This is a genomic window from Holdemanella hominis, from assembly GCF_014306155.1.
Lineage (GTDB): Bacteria > Bacillota_I > Bacilli_A > Erysipelotrichales > Erysipelotrichaceae > Holdemanella > Holdemanella hominis.
Map to the genome: position 1 here is coordinate 19,414 of NZ_JACRWH010000006.1, position 21,795 is coordinate 41,208.

The following is a 21,795-nucleotide window of genomic DNA, read 5'->3' on the forward strand; positions in this document are numbered from 1 at the left end:
TTGCCAAAGAAAACAATACCTAAACGAATTTTTCTGATTCCGCTTCCATAATCGGTATATTTAAATCTTGCAACATTTGTGCAAAGACACCACTACCAGTTACTAGATTACCTGTAAAAGTCCCATCATAAATAACAGAATATCCACAACTAGGTGATCTTCTTTGTAAAATCGCAATATCTACTTGTTTTTCTTTCGCTATATTCAGAGCAATTTCTGCCCCTTTGATAAACTGTTTTGTACAATCATTTCCCTCTTTATCCAAAATTCTATCTCCTACTTTTTCACAAGGAATACGAGGACAACAAAGTCCTCCAAGCATCTCTGGACATACAGGAATTACTTCATGATCTTTTAAAAGCTCTACAATTTTTTTATTTAAATTGTTTTTTCCGTTATACTTACAGTTATATCCTAATAAACATGCGCTAACAAGAATTCTCATTAGTCAACTAATTCATCATACAACAAAGAATATGTTTTAGCACTTTGTTGCCATGACACATCTGTATTCAATGCATTTCTTTGTAACATTTCCCAATCCTCTTTACGATTGTAATAAACGTCACAAGCATAATATAAAGTATGAATCAATTCATTCGAATCGTAGTTTTCAAAACTAAATCCATTTCCTGATTTTTCATATTCATTGTATGCATCAACCGTATCTTTTAAACCACCCGTTTCACGAACAAGAGGTAAAGTACCATAACGCATAGAACACAATTGTGAAATTCCACATGGTTCAAATAAACTAGGCATCAAGAACAAATCACTTGCCGCATAGATACGGTGTGCCAAGCTTTCATTGTATCCATAATAGAAACAAATCTTTCCTTTATTTCCATCTTCAAGTTCATGGAACTTGTTTTCAATTTGACTTTCACCACTACCCAAAATAACCAATTGGATTGGAGCTGCACACAATGCGTCTAATTGTTCCATCAATAGATAGAATCCTTTTTGCCAAGTCAAACGAGAAACAACACCTACCATCATAACATCAGGATTCTTTTCTAATCCTAGTTCTTCTTGTAGAGCCATTTTTGCCTTTTTCTTTTGAGCCGCAATATTCACTTTATTAAAGTGATATGGAATTTCTGGATCTGTGTTAGGGTTCCATAACTCGATATCAATACCGTTTACAATACCCCATAGATCATATTTACGCATATTCAATACAGCTTCTAAGTGTTCACCATATTGAGGCGATAAAATTTCTTGTGCATAAGTTGGTGATACAGTTGTAACTTTGTCCGCATATAAAATACCAGACTTCATAAATGAAATACCACCATCAAAACGTACATTACCATTGTCTAACAAATAGTATGGTAATCCTAAACAACTATCTAGCATTTCAGGGCCGAAATTTCCTTGATAAGCCAAGTTGTGGATTGTATACACAAAACGAATTGCACCATATCTAGGATCTGCATCGTGAGTTTCTTTAACCATACAAGGAATCATACCTGTATGCCAGTCGTGGCAATGGATAATATTTGGCCAGTAATTCAACTGGTTCAACATTTCAATAACAGCCTTTTGGAAATAACCAAAACGCTCACCATCATCTTGATAACCGTATAATGAATCTCTTTCAAAGTAACCTTGATGTTGAATGAAGAAGAAACATACATTATCTACTACTTTTGAGAATACACGTACGGGTACTTCATGATAATTAATTGAAACTGAATATTCACAATCAAAATGAAGTTCATTATAGTATTTTTCACTAATTTTCTTATATAAAGGCATGACAACCTTTACTTCATGTCCTCTTTCAGTAAGTGCCTTTGGCAAAGAACCAATTACATCGGCAAGTCCACCTGTCTTAATGAATGGTAATCCTTCCCCAGCAACCATCAAAATTGATGCCATTAAACGTTCTCCCTTCTACCAATATACAAAGGTTGTTCTTCTAACCCTGCTAAATCTTTTTTCTTTGCGATTCTAGAATGTTTATCTACAATCACATTCTTTAAGTGAGCACCATCTGCAATTTCTACATCTGGCATAATGATGCAATTTTCGATCAATGCATCTTTTCCAATTTTACAAGAACGACCAACAATAGAATTCTTAACTACACCACTGATTTCACAACCATTCGAAATCAATGAACCTGTTGCAGTACCACCATTCAAATAAATGGCTGGAGCTGAATCGCTTGTACGAGTATATACAGGCCATTCTGGATCTGCGATATCTTTCATTTTTTCTTCCGTTAAGAATTGCATATTACTTTCATAATAGGATTTCAAATCATTAATTACATAAATGTGTCCACGATAATTCAATCCACGGATATCCATATCTACACATTTATCATTTAAGATATCTTTAAACCAATACATTGAACTTGTTTCTTGCGCTTCTTCAACTAATGTTTTAAAAATTTCTTTTGACATGATGTAAGTCTGTAAAGATAAATATCTAGATTTATAGTTACCTAAGTTTTGATCAATACTTAATACACCACGTTGTTTATTCATTTGAAGTACATCACATCCAATGTAGTTTTCTTTTGCGTTATCTACATGTTGATACAACACTGATACTTCAGCACCACTTTCGATATGTTGTTTCAACAATTCTTCATAGTTTCCTTTATAAAGCATATTAACAGGAGCAATCACAACATAATCATTGTGGTTTTCCATAACTGTATGAATGTTTTCTGCATAACATGAAATATCTGTGGTAAAATGTGAAGTTCCACCTTCAGAATATACAGGCACTAAAGATAAGTGTCCATGTTTAGAGTTGATATTATAGTGACGACCAGTACCAATGTGATCAATTAAAGAACGAGGATTTCCATTTACATATATTTGAATATCATCAATTCCTGAATTTGACATATTTGAAATCGCAAAGTCAACTAAACGATAACGTCCTAAAAAACTGAATCCAGCGATTGGACGATATTTTTGCATACCTTCTACATATACAGAAGAATCATTGTAAGTAATTATTCCTAAAGCGTTACACATAATTATTCACCCTTCTTTACTCTCTTAGAAATCAATTCGATTTCATCACTGTCTGGACTACCAACAACAGCACCATCATCAATCTTCACACCATCAGCAACGATAGCACGATAGATTTTTGCACCTTTACCAACTTTAACATTTGGCATTAACACAGCTTGAGATACATATGCATCTTCATCAATTTCAACATTATTGAATAATACTGAATCTACTGCTTCACCACGAATGATAGCTCCCTGGTTGATATAGCAATGTTCAACTTTTCCAGTTGGACCTACATAGTGAGGTAAAGTTGGAATATCTTCTGTATAGATTTTCCAGTTTGGATCATCTAAATTCAATTCATTGTTTTTATTTAATAAGTCCATATTTGCTTCCCACAATGAATCGATTGTTCCAACATCTTTCCAATATCCTTCAAACTTATAAGCATACAAACGTTTATTTGCGTTTAAGAAGTTAGGAATAATATCTTTACCAAAGTCATGGTGACTACCTTCTGCAGTCATATCTGAAATCAATTCTTTGCGTAATTGTTTCCAGTTAAAGATATAAATACCCATACTAGCTAAATTGCTCTTTGGATGTTCTGGTTTTTCCTCGAATTCAACAATTCTTCCTTCATCATCTGTATTCATAATACCGAAACGGCTAGCTTCCTTAATTGGCACTGGAAGTACCGCAATTGTACAATCGGCATTATTTGCCTTGTGACAAGATAACATATCCGCATAATCCATCTTATAGATGTGGTCGCCTGAAAGAATTAAAACGTATTCAGGATCAAACTTATCAATAAAGTCAATGTTTTGTGTGATGGCATCTGCTGTTCCTTGATAGACGTCAAATTTTGTACCATCCTTTTCACGTGGTGGCAAAACATAAACACCACTTCCACGTGCATCAAGTCCCCATCTTTGACCAGCACCAGCGTATGCGTTTAATTCTACTGATTCATACTGTGTTAAAACGCCTACAACGTTGATATCTGAATTTGCACAGTTACTTAGTGGGAAATCAATAATACGATATTTTCCTCCGAAATAAACAGCCGGTTTCGCATTCTTTTTAGTTAGTTCCAAAAGACGTGTTCCACGGCCACCCGCTAAAATCATGGCGAGCATATTATTCTGTTTCATAATCATCCTCCTAATAATACTCTTTATATAACTAAAGTATATCACTTTTTCAAATAAAATCTACTCGTTCCCTTAAATTTGTATGCGTTTTCAAAATGCTGCAAAAAAAAGACAAATCATTCTCTGACTTGTCTTTGCAAAGCATAAATTGATTCGTTTTGATTTGCGATATAAGATATAGCACATACAATAAAGAAGAACGGAAAATACTGATATCCAAAAACTTCCATGCCTATCGCAATAGGCGCTAAAAATGTATTTGTGGCAGCTCCAAACACACCACTATACCCTAGTGCAGCTACAAACAATGGATCTAAACCAAATACAGGTGCAATTATAACCCCGAGACTCGATCCAATCGCAAATAATGGCGTAACTTCTCCACCTTGGAATCCTGCAGATAAAGTTAAAATCGTTAAGACAAGCTTTAGGATCCAGTCATATCCATAAATCTTTTCCGATGTAAAAGATGCTACAATCAAGTTTTCACCCACACCTGAATAACGACATTGGCCAAACATAAACAACATAAACGCCACGAAAACACCCATCATAAAAATACGTTTATAGGGATTTGTGATTTTATTTGTGACAAAAGCTTTTGTGTGTTTCAAAAAAAACGCAAATAAACCACCTATCATGCCGAATAAAATACCTAACACCAATAATTTTATAGATAATTCCATATTTGGCTCAGCAACATTTCCTATCTTAAAAGTACTCTTGTGTAATCCAAATAAGCTAGAAACATAAGTTGCCGTAAAACTAGCCGGAATTGCACAAGACATAGCTCGATATTTCAAAGTTCCAGCCACTAAAACTTCTAAGGCAAAGAAAATTGCCGTAATTGGCGTACCAAACAATCCGGCAAAACCAGCTGCCATACCTGCAACCATAAAGATAACACCACTGTTTTTAAAGCGGAAATACTTACCAAAATAATGCGATACGGTAGCTCCAATCTGCATCGCAACACCTTCTCTACCCGCACTACCACCAAAGAAATGGGTAATCCATGTCGACACGACCATAAACGGTGCCATACGAAGTGGAATCCAATCACTCTTTCCTTGATCAACCTCAAAAACAAGTCCCATACCTTTTCTAGATATTCTTCCCCAATGATCAAATAAGAACACAATAGCTAATCCTGCAAAAGGAAGTCCAAGCAACATAATGCATCCCATATGCTCTCTAAAATTCAAGATCCATTCTAATCCTTTACCAAAAATGACTTCACAGATCGCAACAATAGCACCAATAAAAATACCACAAAAACACTTTAAAACAATTTCATCATAAACTTTAAACGATTCTCTCAACTTTTCTTTATACATGTGATTATTATAGAAAAACAGATTGTTTATTTCAACAATCTGTCTTTATTTTCACATTTTAATTACAATTCTATTTCATTTTTCCACAAACCATGCAAGTTACAATACTCATACACAGTTACTTTACCTGTTCGTCCTTTCGAATCAAAAACATATTCTGGTTTCATTCCTGGGACTAAACCTGCACGATCCACAGTTCCATCACTATATTCAACCCAAATATTAGTGATATAGTGTGCCTCTAACATAGGATGTTCAACACTTCCAACTACAACTTTAAGTTTGTTATCTTCTACACTTACTTGTGGAACATGTTTTTCTTGTGCTGCATCCACTTCACCAGCTTTTAATTCACGATATCCACTAGGAACTACATCCACCAACAATCCTTCAACAACGCTACCAGTTTCTAAATTCTTATAGATTTTCATAAGTATTCCTCCTGTTCTTCTATTGACATTATGACACGCATCATTAAAATATTCTATTGATATGCTCATAAAAAATTTAAATGAAAACTACATGCAATATACAGCAACTTCTCAAGAGATTTTTGAGACTTTTTGTATTTCAAAAAACCATAAAAAACATTTAAAAATAGATGAAAACAATAAAACTATCTACTTTAACTATCCTGAAAAAGAAGTTGAAATCAACTATGAGCCTGTAAACATTTTATATGAAGATGCTTTTTTAATAGCAGCCTTTAAACCTCCATTTTTATTAGTACACGATGATGGAAACAGCCAAGATACTTTACAAGCTCGTATTAACGGGTATCTGCAATTAAATGGAAATAAATATCCGGCTCAAGCCATTCATCGTATTGATTATGAAACGAGTGGTTTAGTCTTATTTTGTAAGCATCCATTCTTCCAGGCATATTGTGACAAAAACATGGAAGAGCATCACATTAAAAAAGACTATATTGCCTTAGTTCAAGGTCACACGAATTATAAAAACAAAAAGATTGTTTCAAATATCGCAAGAGATCGTCATAATGCCAAGAAAATGTTCATCCATCCAAATGGAAAAGAAAGTATTTCAATATTTAACACACTTAAAAACTATAAAGATTATTCGCTGATTCAAGTAACGATTCTAACGGGAAGAAAACATCAAATCCGTGTTCAATGTGCTTCTTTGAAGCATCCCATTTTAAATGATTCCTTATATGGAGGTAAAAGAATTGATAATACGGGACTCTTACTTCAAAGTCATCATATTCAATTTAATGACATTGATGTAATTTGTCCTCAAGAAAAAAGATTTATTAGAAAATAAAAAATTGTATATCCTTTCAGATAAGCGATCCAGACACCTATTGATAAACAGGATAAATACGGAAGAATATGCTTTTTTTTATATAAAATCCACAAAAAGCCTAGTAAAACACTAATATATAAAGCCACGAGCATTCTTTCCATTCCTAAATAAAAGCCAAAAAAAGTTAAAAAACATACATCGGCACTGCCTATCCATTCAGTTCTAATAATTTTAATGGTTCCACTGACCAATAGAAAAACAAGACTTGTACATACTCGATTGAATAATGGCACATAATTAGAACAAAAACATAAAAGAAGTATAGATGGAAAAATCCAGTACTTTTCAATATACATTGTTGCATAGTCCTTTTTCGCCAAAAAGTATAAAAAGAGTACAACATACAAAGTCGATAATTGAAATGGTTTGATCAAAAAAGTAATGATAAGCACAAAAAAAAGAGTCTTCATACTTTAAGTATAAAGACCCAATGTGAAAATATTATTAACAATTTGCAGTTTGTACAAAATCTGCATCGTTAGGTTTCTTTTTGTATACAATTTTCAATAAGATTGGTGTAATAACCGTTGTGAATACGACACACAATAATACTGGAGTCACAAAGACTTCTGGTAAGATTCCTAATGCCATACCTTTATTTGCGACAATCAAGGCAACTTCTCCACGACTAATCATACCGCATCCAATTCGGATAGCTTGTGTAGGTGTATATTTACATACAATAGCACCCAAACCACATCCAATAATTTTTGTCAAAACAGATATGATACATAAAACAATTACTAATTCGATAAGTTCAGCACTCCATGTAATTGGTGAAAGCTTTAATCCAATACTCGCAAAGAATACAGGTGTAATCAACATATAAGATAATGTTGAAATACGTTTAGTGACATAATCACATTGTCGTGTACCCGAAAGAATCAAACCTGCCACAAAACTTCCTGTGATATCCGCTACACCAAAGAATGCTTCTGAACAGAATGCCATGATCAATGCGAACGCAAATGATACAATTGAATATCTTTGTAGTCCACCGCATGAATCATGTTCAAACCACCATGAAAATACTTTGTGTAAAATCACCCCAACAACAACGGCAAACACAAAGAATAGTAAAATTTTAAACATGACAGCGCCGATGTTCACTGAACTGTCAGCCATTCCTGTTACTAATGTCAAACAAACAATACCTAAAACATCATCAATTACAGCTGCAGCTAAAATCGCATTTCCACTTTCTGTAGACATACAACCCATTTCTTTCAATGTTTCTACCGTAATACCAACACTTGTAGCTGTTAAAATAACACCTAAGAATAGGTTGTGTAACCAAGCGTCTGGCCCAACATTATAGAATCCACCAACTACATATCCAACAGCTAATGGAACTAATACACCCAGTGTTGCGATGATAAAAGCTTTTAACCCAGCCTTTTTTAAATCTGTAATACTTGTTTCTAGACCAGCCGCAAACATTAAGACAATAACACCAATTTCTGATAAAGATTCAATCAATTTACTTGGCCCAACTATATTTAACACCGCAGGCCCTAAAACAATACCTGCGATCAATGCACCTACTACAGATGGCATACGTAAACGACGAGAAAAAAGTCCAAAGGCTTTTGTCATTAATAAAATTAAGGCAATATCTAATAGATATCGATATTCTTGCATATTCATACCTCCTACTATGCTCTTGGAAGTTCAAACACCGTTTGTTGAAGTGGCAAATCTACATCATGAAACTCCAACCGATATGCCATCAATTTTATCGGCCTTTTCTTTCCATGATATCCATATTTGACGTCACCCAACAAAGGATGCTTTATATGCCCCATCAGGGCACGAATCTGATGAAATCTTCCTGTATGAAGTGTAATTGCACATATTGAATTCTCGCCATCATTTCTTTCAACATGCACATCCATCAATGCTTTTTGATAGCCCTCTAATTTTTTATCACTTACTTTCGCAACAGTATTTTCTTTACGAATGTAATAGCACATACTAAAATCTTTTTCTTTAAAAGTACCAGTAACATATGCCCGATACATCTTCTGGATTTTACGATTTGCGATTGCTTCGTTTACTTTTCTTAAAGCATTCGCATTCTTTGCAGCAATCACTAGACCTGTCGTATTTCGATCCAGTCTATGACAAATACTTGGAGCAAAAGAATGTTCCTTATTTGGATCATACTCGTTTTTTTCCATTAAGTATGCTTGTACACGATTTACCAAACAATCTTGAGTTTTGCTTTGATCACTCTGTGACAATAAGCCATATGGTTTATTCGCAATCAAGATATTTTCATCTTCATAAATAACATCCAACTGTGATGATATATATTGCGTATCTACTTGTTTCTCTTCTAAAACATCCGGAGGTAAAAACAATAAAATACTATCATTTTCCTGAATTTTCTGATCAAAAGTACAACGTTTACGATTCACTTTTATTTTCTTATTTCGAATCGCCTTATACATCATTGATTTGCTCAATTTTGGAAAAGTCTTCATCAAAAACTTATCCAGTCTTTGATTTGCATCATTTGAATTGATTCTAATCTCTTTCATAAATTAAATCCAAACTTTCCATTAAACTGTCCATAACTGGTACATTTACACTTTCTAAAGTTGCTCGATTTTGATGCCCAGTAGTCACCAAGATACATTTAGCACCAATACTTTTTGCAACTTCATAATCATGAACGCTATCTCCTACAAAATAAATTTCATCATCTTGGCTGCATGTTTGTTTAAACGCATGAGCTAATTCCACTTTACTTTTTGCATAGATGTCATTGATTCCGTATATCGAATCGAATAAATCATCTACATGCAAGGTTTCCATTTGTTTAAGAAGATAATCCATTTTACTTGCAGAAAGCACGGTTTGCGAAAAGCCAAGATTCTTTGCCTTATTCACAACATCCAATACATCTGAATGTAAGTTACAAGCATAGCTTTTTTCTTGATAATCCTCCATATATTCGTGAGCCAACATGGAAAAAGGTATTTTGTCAAAATCAAAGCCTACCCTTTTATAATAATCTTCTATTGGAAAAGTAAATACTTCACGATATTGACTTAGAGTATCCAAAGGTTTCAAATCATGACTGACTAAAAGACGGTTGATACAAGAAAAACATAAGTCAACATCATTCAATAAAGTTCCATTCCAATCCCATACAATTTTTACCAAACAATTCACCCCGCACGGTATTATATCACTATTAGAAAAAAATAATAACATTTTATACTAATTAAAACTTTCACAAATGTAGTTTTTACTATATAATATTATATGAGTATATATGAGGAATTGAATTAGGAGGAAATATGAGAGGAATTTATAACTCAGTAACTGACCTTCGTCGTCAGGTCTTTACTGCCATCGCTTCAATGGCGTACGATGACAATACAGATTATTCTAAGCGTATGGAAGAAATCCCATATGAAATCTTACCTGGTACAAAAGCAAAATATCGTGATAGTATTTTTCTAGAACGTGCAATTATCGGGGAAAGATTGCGTTTGGGTATGGGCTTGCCTGTTCGTGATATTACTGAATATACAAACATTTCAGATGGAATTGAAGAAAGTACAATTGCGAAAAAATATTATGATGATCCCCTTATCAATATTATCAAGTTCGCATGTAATGCGTGTCCAGAAAAGAAAGTATTTGTAACAAACGCTTGTCAAGGATGTTTATCACACCAATGTACAGAAGTTTGTCCAAAAGATGCGATTCATATCGTAAATGGTAAAAGCTGTATTGATCAAGAAAAATGTATTAAGTGTGGACGTTGTATGGATGCATGTCCTTATCACGCAATCACTAAATTAGAACGTCCATGTGCTGCAAGCTGTGGAATGGACGCAATCAAATCCGATGCAGATGGAAAAGCAGAAATCGATTACGATAAATGCGTTAGCTGCGGAATGTGTCTAGTTAACTGTCCATTTGGAGCTATTGTAGATAAAGGACAAATTTTCCAAACAATCTATGCCATGAAAGAAGGCTATGACGTCATTGCAGCTGTTGCCCCTGCTTTCGTTGGTCAATTTGGTCCAGCCGTAACGCCAGACAAAGTAAAAGCAGCATTAAAAGCTGTAGGTTTTGCGGATGTTGTGGAAGTTGCGATTGGTGCTGACTTATGTACAATTGAAGAAGCTGAAGACTTCTTAGATAAAGTTCCTGAAAAACAACCATTTATGGCTACAAGTTGCTGTCCTGCATGGTCCGTTATGGCGAAGAAAAACTTCCCTGACTTTGCACCATACATTTCAATGGCATTAACTCCAATGGTATTAACGGGTCGTTTAATCAAAAAAGAAAAGCCAAACGCCAAAGTTGTATTCATCGGTCCTTGTGCTGCTAAGAAATTGGAAGCAAGCCGTAAATCAATCCGTAGTGATATTGACTTCGTATTAACTTTTGAAGAAGTTATGGGTATGTTCAATGCGAAAGGTATTGCATTAGACCAAATTACTACTTCTGATCCATTAACAGAAGGAACAAATGCTGGTCGTGGATTTGCTGTCAGTGGTGGTGTTGCTAAAGCCGTTAAAGACTTGATTCAAAAAGAACATCCTGGAACAGAAGTAAAAGTTCAGGCTGCAGAAGGATTAAAGAACTGTAAGACAATGTTGATGATGGCTAAAGCTGGAAGACTAAACGGATACCTACTTGAAGGTATGGCTTGTCCTGGTGGATGTGTTGCCGGTGCTGGTACTTTACAACCAATCAATAAATCAAGTGCATTAGTTAAAAAATATGCTACTGAAAGCGATAAGAAAGATGCAGATGAATCTGCATATGGAGATCGTCTTCACGAACTAAGTGAACATTAATCAAAGACGTCCTTAAAATGGACGTCTTTTTTTGATATAATCATGTTTGGAAATGAGGTATGAACATGCATCGTTATTCATATTATAAAACGGCTGCCTGTACTTTAAATGTTTCAATTGGAGATCCACAGGCAAATAAAGAAGAAATTTTAAAATGTATCCAAGAATTGGATTCAGATACACAACTTGTAGTATTTCCAGAACTATGTGTTACAGGATATACATGTCAGGATTTATTCTATGAACATACATTATTAAATAGAGCAAAACAAGTTCTATTTGAAATTGTAGAAGAACTACCAGAAAACCTAGTTACAGTTTTAGGCTTACCTTTAGAAATCGAAAACAAGCTTTATAACTGTGCCGCTATTTGTTTCAACCATGATATTCTAGGTATTCAAGTAAAAACATATATTCCAAGCTACAATGAATTCTATGAAACAAGGTGGTTCTCGAGTGCTAGTGAATTGAAAGAAAACACAACTTTTACATACAAAGATAAAAAGGTTCCCGTTTCAAATCATATCGTATTTAAAGATACAACAACATCGGCTTGTTTAGGTATTGAAATCTGTGAAGATCTATGGGTGACAATTCCAGTAAGTTCAACACATGCATTAGCTGGAGCGAATGTATTATGTAATCTAAGTGCCTCCAATGAAATCATCTCAAAAGCAAATTACAGAAGAAATCTAGTCAAAGATCAAAGTGCTAAATGTTATGCAGGCTATATTTATGCTAGTGCCGGCCCAACAGAAAGTTCAAGTGATTTGGTTTTCTCTGGACACAATTTAATCTGTGAAAACGGGGCTATCTTAAATGAGACAAAAACAGATAAAATTATTTATGGACAAATCGATTTAGACCATTTAAATCATGATCGCTTACACTATAAAACTAGTATGCAGGATTTATTCCATGTAAACTATACAACCGTGGAATTCACATCAAAACCAATCGAAGAAATTGAATTTGATCGCTATATAGATGCCTATCCTTTTGTCCCAAACAATCAAGATGAAAGAATTGTTCGCTGTTTAGAAATATTACACATTCAAGCACAAGGCTTGGCAACACGTCTTTCTAAGATTCACTGTAAAGACGTTGTGATTGGAATTAGTGGTGGACTTGATTCTACTTTAGCTTTGCTTGTATGTCATGAAGCCTTTAAAATCAACAATTATGATTCAAAAGGAATTCATGCAATCACAATGCCTGGTTTTGGAACGACAAAACGTACTAAATCTAATGCGCAAATCTTAATGGACCTGCTTCATGTATCTAGTGAAGAAATTTCTATTGTGGATGGTGTAAATCAACATTTTAAAGATATTCACCATAATCCAGAAGTTCATAATATTACGTATGAAAACTCACAAGCTCGTGAAAGAACACAAATTCTGATGGATTTAAGCAATGCCTATAATGCGATTGTTGTTGGTACTGGAGACTTAAGTGAACTTGCCTTAGGATGGTGTACATATAATGGAGATCACATGAGTATGTATGCGGTAAACGCCAGTGTGCCTAAGACACTTGTTCGTTATATTGTTGAAAGTGTTGCCTTAAAAGATGAAATATTACATGATGTATTGATGGATATTTGTGATACACCAGTATCTCCAGAGCTTTTACCACCAGATAAAAATGGTAAAATTGCTCAAAAAACAGAAGAAGTATTAGGTTCTTATGATCTTCATGATTTCTTCTTATATCAAATGTTAAGACATCACGATGAGCCTAAGAAAATCTATGATTTAGCTTGTGTTGCATTTAAAGATGTAGAAAAGGAAACAATTAAAAAGGCCATCACAACATTCTATAATCGTTTCTTTACCCAACAATTTAAAAGAAACTGTATGCCAGATGGTGTTAAGTTTGGATCTATTTGTTTCTCACCTAGAGGTGACTGGAGAATGCCAAGCGACGCATCAAGAAATCTATGGATAAAACAAGTGGAGGAAATTTAATTCCCCCACTTTTCTTTATGCTTTATCCATATTATTTGAAAAAATATCTGCCACTTCACTCATGATAATATAAGCTTTAGAATCGATTTCATGAACTTGTTCTTTCATACGATTCACTTGGTATCGGTTGACTATACAAAATAGACAATGGATTTAAGACTTTTTGAATATCCACCCGTGGCATCCACACGAGTAACACCACTTCCAAATATATCACTTAATGCTTCACATATTTCGGTTGGATACTCAGTTACAATCATTGCACATTTAGCTCAATCAATCAAAGTCAATTGTCTTTAATGCTGCTGAATAAGCTACAACCAAATAGAGTAGTAATACCTAGCTATTTAATACAATTTTGCAAAATATATAGAGAATCACATTATAGATCATCACAAAGGTACCTACGGTTTCCGATACCTGAAATCATACCACCAAATAGTGCACAAAGTAATAAATCCGTATCTGCTAATGGTGAAGCAATACTTACATCGATTGGTAAAACATCCGCAATCAGCTATGCGAATAAGGAATATATAAAAACAGTATATATAGCATAAAAGGTAAATTTCTTTCCTCGTTTTTTGAGTCCAATCAAAAATAAAGGAATGTTTAATATTAATAAGAATAGTGATAATAATAAATAAGATGGTGAAACCTGTTCAAGTAGCATAGAAGTTCCAAAAATTCCACTATCATACAATTTTACAGGTGTCATAAACAATGTGATTCCAAAAGCATTCACAATTCCAGCAATTGTCAACATGAAAAGATTCGTAATACAAGGTGTTGGGTCTTGTTTCATAAGCTCAGCACTCCTTTTTAGGGCTTCATTTTAACATACTCACACACCAAAATCATTTCAATTACTAATTTTTAAACAATATAAAAGAAGAAACTATTTTTTAGCCTTTTCTACTATTTTTTAATCAGATTCTACCACATAAGGGATTTCATTTTCTGCAAGAAAAAAATTAGTAGTAATATTTTGTGAATGATGAATCACTCTTAATATTTGAACCTCTCATCACCGCAGTGACAAGATTCTTAGGAACAGGTTTCTATCGAAACCTTTCTTACCAAGCTATCCCCGCAGTTCCTGCGGTTGTTTTTTATTTTTTGCTAATTGGCTAATATGCCTTGCATCAATATATTGATAGATGCATTTACATCTCTGTCATGATTTGAATGACATTTTGGACATGTCCAATCTCTTACATTTAAATCTTTTGTTTCTTCATTCTTATATCTGCAACAATGACAGGTTTGACTGCTCGCATAGAATGTATCTACTTTCTTGATTACTTTTCCATACCACTCGGCTTTATATTCTAGCTGTGTTGTAAACTTTGACCAGGATACATCCGATATAGATTGGGCTAGATTGTGGTTTTTAAGCATGTTGTCGACTTTTAAGTCTTCGATACAGATAATGTCATATTCTCTAATGATTCTAGTAGATAGTTTGTTGATAAAATCCATTCTTTGATTCGCTATCTTTTCATGAAGTCTTGCAATCTTGATTCTGTTTTTGATCCAGTTGCGGCCGCCCTTTGTTTTTCGTGACTGCTGCTTCTGTAGCTTTTTCAGTTTCTCAATCGACTTCTTCAGATATTTTGGATTTTCTACCTTTTCTCCATTACTCAATATGATAAAATCCTTGATACCTAGATCTATACCTGTTTCATTATATGTTAGTGGAAATAAGACTTCTTCTACATCCGTATAACATAGTGATACATAATACTTTCCACTTGGTACTTGTGATACCGTTGCACTCAGTAGTCTTCCTTTAGGTGCTCGTGTTTTCTTTATCTTTACAAGACCAATCTTAGGAAGCTTGACCTTATTGTCGAATAGTTCAATATTTCCATTCGTAAATTTCGTTGTATACGAATAACGATGTGTCTTATTCGATTTGAATCTAGGATATTCCGCCTTTTTTCGAAAGAAATTGATATATGCCGTATCCAGATTCTTTACACTTGACTGTAGAGCTACAGAATCCACTTCCTTAAGCCATTCATATTCTTTCTTTAAAGAAACTAGATCCTTAGCACAAGCCGAATAGCTTAATGTGATTCCATCTTTTTCATAGGCATCCCTACGTTTTGCCAGGTAATGATTATATACAAAACGAGTACAGCCAAAAGTCTTGGCCAACAATATTCTTTGTTCTCTATTTGGATAGATACGATACTTCAATGCCTTTTCCATGATAATTTCTCCTTATTGATTCGCTATTTTCTTTTTTGACTTCTTATATACTCTATAATCTGTTCTTCTGTATTTTCAGAAACTGTAGCTACAAAATAAGAAGGATTCCATAGATGTCCGCCCCATAACTTGGATCTTAGATCATCCCCAAACTCTTTCATCAAGCGTCTGGCTGATACACCCTTCATAGCTTTTATAATATTTGGAATGTAATGCTGTGGCGTACAATTGATAAGCATATGGATATGATCCTCATCCATATTCATTTCAAGGATTTGAAAACCATTATCCTTTGAAATCTGAGTCAGCAGCTCTTTTAATCTTGTTGAAACCTTTCCATTCAAGATATTACGACGATACTTTACACACCATACAATATGATACTGTATTGAATAGACATAGTCTCTACCTTTAACAACTTCCATGTGTTTTTACCTTATTTATATTATAACATACGTATATATTCAAAGCACTATATTTATCATTTATTTTTAAATTATTTATCTAACATCTGCACATCTAATTCATCTCATGACTAAAGTCACGAGTGTTCTTAGATTGCACTATAAATGTGTCGAATATCCAAATTTGCCTTATATGATATTTCTACTTCAAAATTCATAGTTTTAGATCCTTTTTCAATGATTCATAAAACTGATCAAAAGGAATTGTATTCCCTTTTAAAACTTCATCATGAGCAGCAAATATCTCTTTAGCTAATTCCTCTTTTGTTAGTTCATCTTCATTTAAAATTTTATTTGATGGAATTTTCACATCAAAAGGTAATCCATTATTTAATATAATTTGATTATAAAACATGTTAATTGCGACAGAAGATGGTATTCCTAATTTTGATAAAATTGCTTCTGCTTGTTCTTTTGTTTCTGGTTCAATTCTTGCGTATACATTTGATGTTTTTGACATAAAATAAGCTCCTTTTTTCTTTATTATAAGTCGATGTACTTACATACGCAATCGATTATCATTCATTATAATAAAAGAACAGACTATTTTTTAGCCTGTTCTACAATTTCATTGATTCTTTCTAAGACAGGTTCAAAACCTGTTTTTTCTGTACTACTAATCCCAAAGATGTTTTTCATTGGCAAATGAAGTTGTTGAGAAATATCTTTCAACGCACGAACACGTTTTGTCTTAGGAATCTTGTCAACTTTTGTAGCTACAATAACGATTTGAATTCCAAGACTTTGAATCATTTCGATCATATCTAAATCATCATGCGTGGCGCCATGTCTTGCATCGATAAGTTGTACAACACAACAAATCTGCTCTCTTTGGTTAAAGTATGTATCCATCATTTTACCCATCTTGATCAGCATTTGTTTAGACATTTTCGCATAACCATATCCAGGAACATCCACTAACATCCAAGTATCATCAATCTTAAAGAAATTGATTAAACGTGTTTTACCTGGTGTATTTCCTACATAGGCAAGTTTTTTCTTATTAGTCAATGCATTAATAAAGCTTGATTTTCCAACGTTACTACGTCCAACGACTACAACTTCTGGTAAATCAGATTCTGGCCATTGTTCTTTTTCAACAGCACTAATCACAAATTCACTGATCATACTATTTTACCAATGCGTTATGTAACACTTGAGATACATTTGAACAAGGAATAAAAGTAACTGCATCTTTTACTTCTTGAGGTATATCATCTAAGTCTTTTACATTTTCTTTTGGAATCAAGATCGTATCAATTCCAGAACGATGTGCTGCCAATGATTTTTCTTTCAATCCACCAATAGGAAGAACATTTCCTCTAAGTGTAACTTCACCAGTCATAGCTAAATTCGCCTTAACTGGAATATTAGAGAAACAAGATACCAATGCCGTTGTCATTGTAACACCAGCACTTGGTCCATCTTTAGGAACCGCACCTTCTGGTACGTGAATATGTACATCATTTTCTTCAAACAATTTAGGATCAATTTTGAATTCATTTGCATGCGTACGAACATAGTCTAGCGCAATACTAGCACTTTCCTTCATGACATCACCTAATTGTCCAGTAAGAACAAGTCTTCCTTTACCTGTAAAGCGAGTTGCCTCGATTTGAAGGATATCCCCACCAAAACTTGTATAGGCAAGTCCTGTTACAGTTCCAACTTGATCTTTCTTTTCTTTTTTACCATAATCAACTTTTTCATTACCCAACCACTCATGAACTAATTTTTTAGTCAATTTAATGCTACGTTTGTTGTTTTTTAAGATAGCCAATACTGTTTTACGGCAAATTGTCGCAATTGTACGCTCTAAAGAACGAACTCCCGCTTCACGAGTATAGTAACGAATTAAATATAGTAACATATCATCATCAATTTTTAACTGAGACGCTTTTAAACCATTTAATTCTATTTGTTTAGGAACTAAGTGATCCTTGGCAATATGAACCTTTTCTGCATCTGTATAGCTTGATAATTCGATAATTTCCAAACGATCTCTTAATGCAGGTGGAATATTTTCTAAATAGTTTGCCGTCGCGATAAACAACACTTTTGATAAATCATAAGGCTCTTCAATATAGTGATCTGAGAATACTGAATTTTGTTCAGGATCCAATACTTCAAGCATTGCACTTGATGGATCTCCCTTATAATCACTTGCCATTTTATCAATTTCATCAATCAAGAATACTGGATTCGTAACGCCTGCCTTTTTCATACCTTGAATGATACGTCCAGGTAAAGCTCCTAAATATGTTCTTCTGTGACCACGAATCTCTGCTTCATCGCGAACACCACCAAGTGACATTTTCACAAATTTACGATCTAAAGCTCTAGCAACACTTTTTACCAAAGACGTTTTACCAACTCCTGGAGGACCTACCAAACAAATAATTGGTGCATTCAATGAATTTGTCATTTGTTTAACAGCCAAATACTCTAGAATACGTTCTTTTACTTTTTCTAGACCATAGTGATCTGCGTTTAAAATAGCTTCAGCTTCATTTAAATCTTCATTGTCCTTCGTTTCTTGCCACCAAGGAAGATCCATTAACCAATCAATATAAGATTTAATGACACCTGTTTCTCCACTTGCCATAGGTAGCATTTCATAACGACTCACTTCGTCCGATACCTTTTTCTTAATGTAGTCTGGGTATGGATTTTCAGCTAAACGCTTACGAATCTTAGCCGCATCTTCATCTTGGGCAACTGTATCCCCTAATTCTTCACGAATGACATTCATCTTTTCACGAAGATAGTAATCTTTTTGTCCTTGATCAATTCTTTCTTTGACAGTTTCGTTGATTTGTTGTTCAACTTCACTCATCTTTTTCTCTTTAGCCATATCTTGAAGCAACATCATTAGACGATCATTCACCCCTAATGTTTCAAGATACTGTTGTTTTCTTTCAATATCTAAAGGCAATCCTTGAACAGCTTTATCACTTAAGAATTCACCGCCCATACCCTTTGAAATTTCCATAACAATTTCTTTAGTCACAAAACGATCTTGTCCTTGCATACGATCAAGTTCATCTGCAATCATACGAATCAAAGCTTCTTCTTCGACAGCGTCCTGCTTTTCGCTTTCAAGAATTTCAACTTCGGCTAAATCACTTAGGCTTCCATTGATCCAATTATTTAGCTTAACACGCTTAATTCCACGAAACTTTACACGTAAAAAGTTATCAAAACGACGAATATGACGAACTTCGCATAAAGTTCCTACAGGATATATATCTTCTTTTCCAGGATTTTCTTTTTCAAGTTCTTTTTGAGAAAATAAACAAATCTTTTTATCATAATTATCCTGCGCATTTTCAACAGCATGTACAGAAGTATCTCTACCTACATCAATCACAATTTCTTGATTTGGATATAGGACAACCCCTCTGGTACAAACTAAAGGATAGGTATTTAATTCCATACGAAAACCTCCTTATATTAAATATGGAAAAAGACGCTAAGCGTCTTTTTTCTTTTACATTATACTACTTTACAGAAGTTTTAATGAAGTCTAATGCTTTTTGATTTGCTAAATCTGCTTTAATACTTTCTGGAGAAATCAATGATTTGATTTTTTCTACTTCCATGTTATACATTTCAGACATTGTAGTAAATTCTTTTTCTACATCTTCATCACTAGCTTCAATGCTTTCAGCTTTAACGATAGCTTCTAATACTAACTGAGTTTTAACACGAGCTGCAGCTTCTGGACTCATTTGAGCACGGATTGCTTCTTCAGTTTGGTGAGTTGCTTCTAAGAATTGTTTAGCAGTGAATCCAGATTGTTGCATACGACCTTCGAATTCTTTGTACATACGATCAACTTCAGCATCGATCATTACTGCAGGGATTTCAACATTAGCGTTGTCACAAACTTTTCCTAACAATTCATTTGTGAAGTTTTCTTCAGCTTCTCTTTCTTTTTGAGCAGTTAAATCAGTTTTTACTTTTTCTTTGTAAGCATCTACTGTTTCAACATTTTCAATTTTTAATTTTTTGATTAATTCATCATTTAATTCAGGAAGATCTTTATATTTTACTTCGTGAACTGTGCAGTGGAAAGTTGCAGGTTGACCAGCAAGTTCAGCTGCTTGGTAGTTTTCAGGGAAAGTAACTTCAACGTCTTTTTCTTCACCTTTCTTAACTCCAACTAATTGTTCTTCAAAACCTGGAATGAATGATCCTGAACCAAGTTCTAATGGATAGTTTTCTCCAGATCCACCTTCAAATGCTACACCATCTTTTGTTCCAACAAAATCGATAACTACTTGATCACCTAATTGAGCAGCATCGTCATCTTCACGAACAACCCAGTCAGCATAACGATCTTGAACACGTTTAACTTCGTTTTCAACATCTTCTTCTGTAACTTCTACATCCGCTTTTTTGATATCTAATCCTTTGTATTCACCTAAAGTTACTTCAGGAAGTACTGTACATGTAAATACTAATACGGCTTTTTCATCATCAGCTTCTTTAACATCTAAAGTAGGACGAGCTACTAAATCGATGTTGTGTTCTTTGATTCCTTCTGATAATGCTTCATTAGCTACTTCTTCACTAGCCATATCATATAATGCTTTTGAAGAAAGTTGTTTTTTAACTAAAGCATCAGGAATTTGTCCTTGACGGAATCCTTTCAAATTCATGTGAGATTTAGCATAGTTTAATGCTTTTTTCTGTGCTTTTTTCCAAGCTTCACCTTCTACTGTTACTTCTAATTCACCAGTAGAATTTTCTTTCAAAGTCCAAGTACTAGTCATTGTTTTCTCCTCGCTTTTCAATGGATAACTCAATATCCTCAATTCTTTCAAGACCTTGTTTTTTAACAAAACCAGGCCATTCATCGGATTTCTGCATTGCATCATACACAAGTCTACAAATACCTTTCGCAAGCTGGTAAGGATCTTTGTCTTCTTGATCGAATGGTCTTTCATATAAAACTAACTGCATCAAAAGGGACATACAAAATTGAATCATAGTAGGATCCTCATTTGTAAACCAACTTTCGAATAATGAGCTAGCCTCACTGATTGACTGATCTTGCTCCATAGGTAAAATAGCACTTGGTATAAACGTAATGTTCAACCCGGATTTTATCAAATCAAACGGATCATCAATTTTCTGCTCCATTAAAGCTTCAATCAATGTACCCTTATATTCATCAGGTAAATCTGAATCTAGTAATTCCTGAACTTCATCATGACACATTCTTAGATTCATGTTTTCTAAAATAGAAATCGCATAGATTTTTTGTTCTAGAGTACCATGAACATAATCCTGTAACTTACTGAAATCCATACTCTTACTCTTCTGTTCCAAATATGGTTTACATTCAGACTTATAATATTCCAATAACTCCAATGCATCCTTTGGAACATAAGGCATGTTCAGTTCCTGACAAATCAATTCGTACGCCTGGGCATAACTTTTTTCATCTATCTCTTTTTTTATTTCTTCGATTAAAGAATGATAATATGCGTTCACTTATACCTCCAT

At 34.0% G+C, this 21,795-nt stretch carries 23 protein-coding genes; 3 read left to right on the forward strand and 20 right to left on the reverse strand.

Annotation, left to right across the window (positions count from 1 at the left end):
- Window positions 1–19: 19 nt before the first annotated feature.
- From H8911_RS03100 to H8911_RS03125, 6 genes are all read right to left on the reverse strand, one after another.
- Window positions 20–445 (reverse strand): 2-thiouracil desulfurase family protein, encoded by a 426-nt coding sequence (locus H8911_RS03100; RefSeq protein ID WP_117926304.1) that lies wholly within the window; start codon window positions 443–445, stop codon window positions 20–22.
- Window positions 445–1,884 (reverse strand): glycogen synthase GlgA, encoded by a 1,440-nt coding sequence (gene glgA / locus H8911_RS03105; protein WP_186998665.1) that lies wholly within the window; start codon window positions 1,882–1,884, stop codon window positions 445–447. Before glgA ends, H8911_RS03100 begins: the two co-directional genes overlap by 1 nt.
- Window positions 1,884–2,999, reverse strand: coding sequence for a glucose-1-phosphate adenylyltransferase subunit GlgD (gene glgD / locus H8911_RS03110; RefSeq protein WP_186998666.1), 1,116 nt, complete (start codon window positions 2,997–2,999; stop codon window positions 1,884–1,886). Before glgD ends, glgA begins: the two co-directional genes overlap by 1 nt.
- A 2-nt stretch (window positions 3,000–3,001) precedes the next feature.
- Window positions 3,002–4,141 carry a glucose-1-phosphate adenylyltransferase gene (locus H8911_RS03115; RefSeq protein ID WP_117571889.1) on the reverse strand — a complete coding sequence of 380 codons (1,140 nt, stop codon included), beginning with the start codon at window positions 4,139–4,141 and terminating at the stop codon, window positions 3,002–3,004.
- A 116-nt stretch (window positions 4,142–4,257) separates the two neighbouring features.
- Window positions 4,258–5,478: a chloride channel protein gene (locus H8911_RS03120; RefSeq protein WP_117926296.1), complete on the reverse strand. Its 1,221-nt coding sequence runs from the start codon at window positions 5,476–5,478 to the stop codon at window positions 4,258–4,260.
- Window positions 5,479–5,540: 62 nt separating this feature from the next.
- Window positions 5,541–5,909: a desulfoferrodoxin family protein gene (locus tag H8911_RS03125; RefSeq protein ID WP_186998667.1), complete on the reverse strand. Its 369-nt coding sequence runs from the start codon at window positions 5,907–5,909 to the stop codon at window positions 5,541–5,543.
- 91 nt (window positions 5,910–6,000) lie between these two features.
- On the opposite strand from H8911_RS03125, the gene H8911_RS03130 reads away from it, so the two are divergent.
- Window positions 6,001–6,762, forward strand: coding sequence for an RluA family pseudouridine synthase (locus H8911_RS03130; protein WP_186998668.1), 762 nt, complete (start codon window positions 6,001–6,003; stop codon window positions 6,760–6,762).
- Here the strand turns inward: H8911_RS03130 and H8911_RS12885 are convergent.
- The 4 genes from H8911_RS12885 to H8911_RS03150 are packed head-to-tail and all read right to left on the reverse strand — an operon-like array spanning window position 6,735 to window position 9,975.
- Window positions 6,735–7,214, reverse strand: a complete 480-nt coding sequence (locus tag H8911_RS12885; protein WP_369410290.1) for a prepilin peptidase — start codon at window positions 7,212–7,214, stop codon at window positions 6,735–6,737. The two genes, H8911_RS03130 and H8911_RS12885, sit on opposite strands and share 28 nt — an antisense overlap.
- Before the next feature lie 34 nt (window positions 7,215–7,248).
- A complete protein-coding gene (locus H8911_RS03140) occupies window positions 7,249–8,445 on the reverse strand; it encodes a cation:proton antiporter (RefSeq protein ID WP_117926288.1) in 1,197 nt (398 codons plus the stop codon).
- Between the two features lie 14 nt (window positions 8,446–8,459).
- Entirely contained in the window at window positions 8,460–9,347 is an 888-nt protein-coding gene (locus H8911_RS03145; protein ID WP_117926286.1) for an RluA family pseudouridine synthase, read from the reverse strand.
- The gene (locus H8911_RS03150; protein ID WP_158567631.1) at window positions 9,334–9,975 is read right to left on the reverse strand and encodes an HAD family hydrolase; all 642 of its coding nucleotides are present in this window, start codon (window positions 9,973–9,975) and stop codon (window positions 9,334–9,336) included. Before H8911_RS03150 ends, H8911_RS03145 begins: the two co-directional genes overlap by 14 nt.
- A gap of 137 nt (window positions 9,976–10,112) precedes the next feature.
- Here H8911_RS03150 and H8911_RS03155 point away from each other — a divergent pair, with 137 nt between their 5' ends.
- Window positions 10,113–11,630 (forward strand): 4Fe-4S dicluster domain-containing protein, encoded by a 1,518-nt coding sequence (locus H8911_RS03155; RefSeq protein ID WP_117926282.1) that lies wholly within the window; start codon window positions 10,113–10,115, stop codon window positions 11,628–11,630.
- A 65-nt stretch (window positions 11,631–11,695) separates the two neighbouring features.
- Window positions 11,696–13,600, forward strand: coding sequence for an NAD(+) synthase (locus H8911_RS03160; protein ID WP_186998670.1), 1,905 nt, complete (start codon window positions 11,696–11,698; stop codon window positions 13,598–13,600).
- Between the two features lie 15 nt (window positions 13,601–13,615).
- Here the strand turns inward: H8911_RS03160 and H8911_RS12890 are convergent, their stop codons facing one another.
- The 10 genes from H8911_RS12890 to H8911_RS03200 form a co-directional block, all read right to left on the reverse strand.
- Window positions 13,616–13,708: a hypothetical protein gene (locus H8911_RS12890; RefSeq protein WP_208853814.1), complete on the reverse strand. Its 93-nt coding sequence runs from the start codon at window positions 13,706–13,708 to the stop codon at window positions 13,616–13,618.
- A gap of 23 nt (window positions 13,709–13,731) precedes the next feature.
- The gene (locus H8911_RS12645) at window positions 13,732–13,860 is read right to left on the reverse strand and encodes a hypothetical protein (protein WP_255466261.1); all 129 of its coding nucleotides are present in this window, start codon (window positions 13,858–13,860) and stop codon (window positions 13,732–13,734) included.
- A 257-nt stretch (window positions 13,861–14,117) separates the two neighbouring features.
- On the reverse strand, window positions 14,118–14,405 hold the full coding sequence (locus H8911_RS12355; RefSeq protein WP_222620935.1) for a YitT family protein: 288 nt from the start codon (window positions 14,403–14,405) through the stop codon (window positions 14,118–14,120).
- A 317-nt stretch (window positions 14,406–14,722) separates the two neighbouring features.
- Window positions 14,723–15,817 carry an IS200/IS605 family element RNA-guided endonuclease TnpB gene (tnpB, locus tag H8911_RS03170; RefSeq protein WP_186998671.1) on the reverse strand — a complete coding sequence of 365 codons (1,095 nt, stop codon included), beginning with the start codon at window positions 15,815–15,817 and terminating at the stop codon, window positions 14,723–14,725.
- A gap of 23 nt (window positions 15,818–15,840) precedes the next feature.
- On the reverse strand, window positions 15,841–16,242 hold the full coding sequence (tnpA, locus tag H8911_RS03175) for an IS200/IS605 family transposase (RefSeq protein WP_186998672.1): 402 nt from the start codon (window positions 16,240–16,242) through the stop codon (window positions 15,841–15,843).
- A gap of 193 nt (window positions 16,243–16,435) precedes the next feature.
- Window positions 16,436–16,741 carry a type II toxin-antitoxin system RelB/DinJ family antitoxin gene (locus tag H8911_RS03180; protein WP_003866000.1) on the reverse strand — a complete coding sequence of 102 codons (306 nt, stop codon included), beginning with the start codon at window positions 16,739–16,741 and terminating at the stop codon, window positions 16,436–16,438.
- A gap of 83 nt (window positions 16,742–16,824) precedes the next feature.
- Complete coding sequence (gene yihA / locus H8911_RS03185) at window positions 16,825–17,409, reverse strand: ribosome biogenesis GTP-binding protein YihA/YsxC (protein ID WP_117924691.1); 585 nt, start codon at window positions 17,407–17,409, stop codon at window positions 16,825–16,827.
- Window position 17,410: 1 nt separating this feature from the next.
- Window positions 17,411–19,717, reverse strand: a complete 2,307-nt coding sequence (gene lon / locus H8911_RS03190; RefSeq protein WP_117924689.1) for an endopeptidase La — start codon at window positions 19,715–19,717, stop codon at window positions 17,411–17,413.
- 64 nt (window positions 19,718–19,781) lie between these two features.
- Window positions 19,782–21,059 carry a trigger factor gene (gene tig, locus H8911_RS03195; RefSeq protein ID WP_117573153.1) on the reverse strand — a complete coding sequence of 426 codons (1,278 nt, stop codon included), beginning with the start codon at window positions 21,057–21,059 and terminating at the stop codon, window positions 19,782–19,784.
- Window positions 21,052–21,783, reverse strand: coding sequence for a DUF3196 family protein (locus H8911_RS03200; protein WP_186998673.1), 732 nt, complete (start codon window positions 21,781–21,783; stop codon window positions 21,052–21,054). The genes tig and H8911_RS03200 overlap by 8 nt, the downstream gene beginning before the upstream one ends.
- Window positions 21,784–21,795 lie beyond the last annotated feature (12 nt).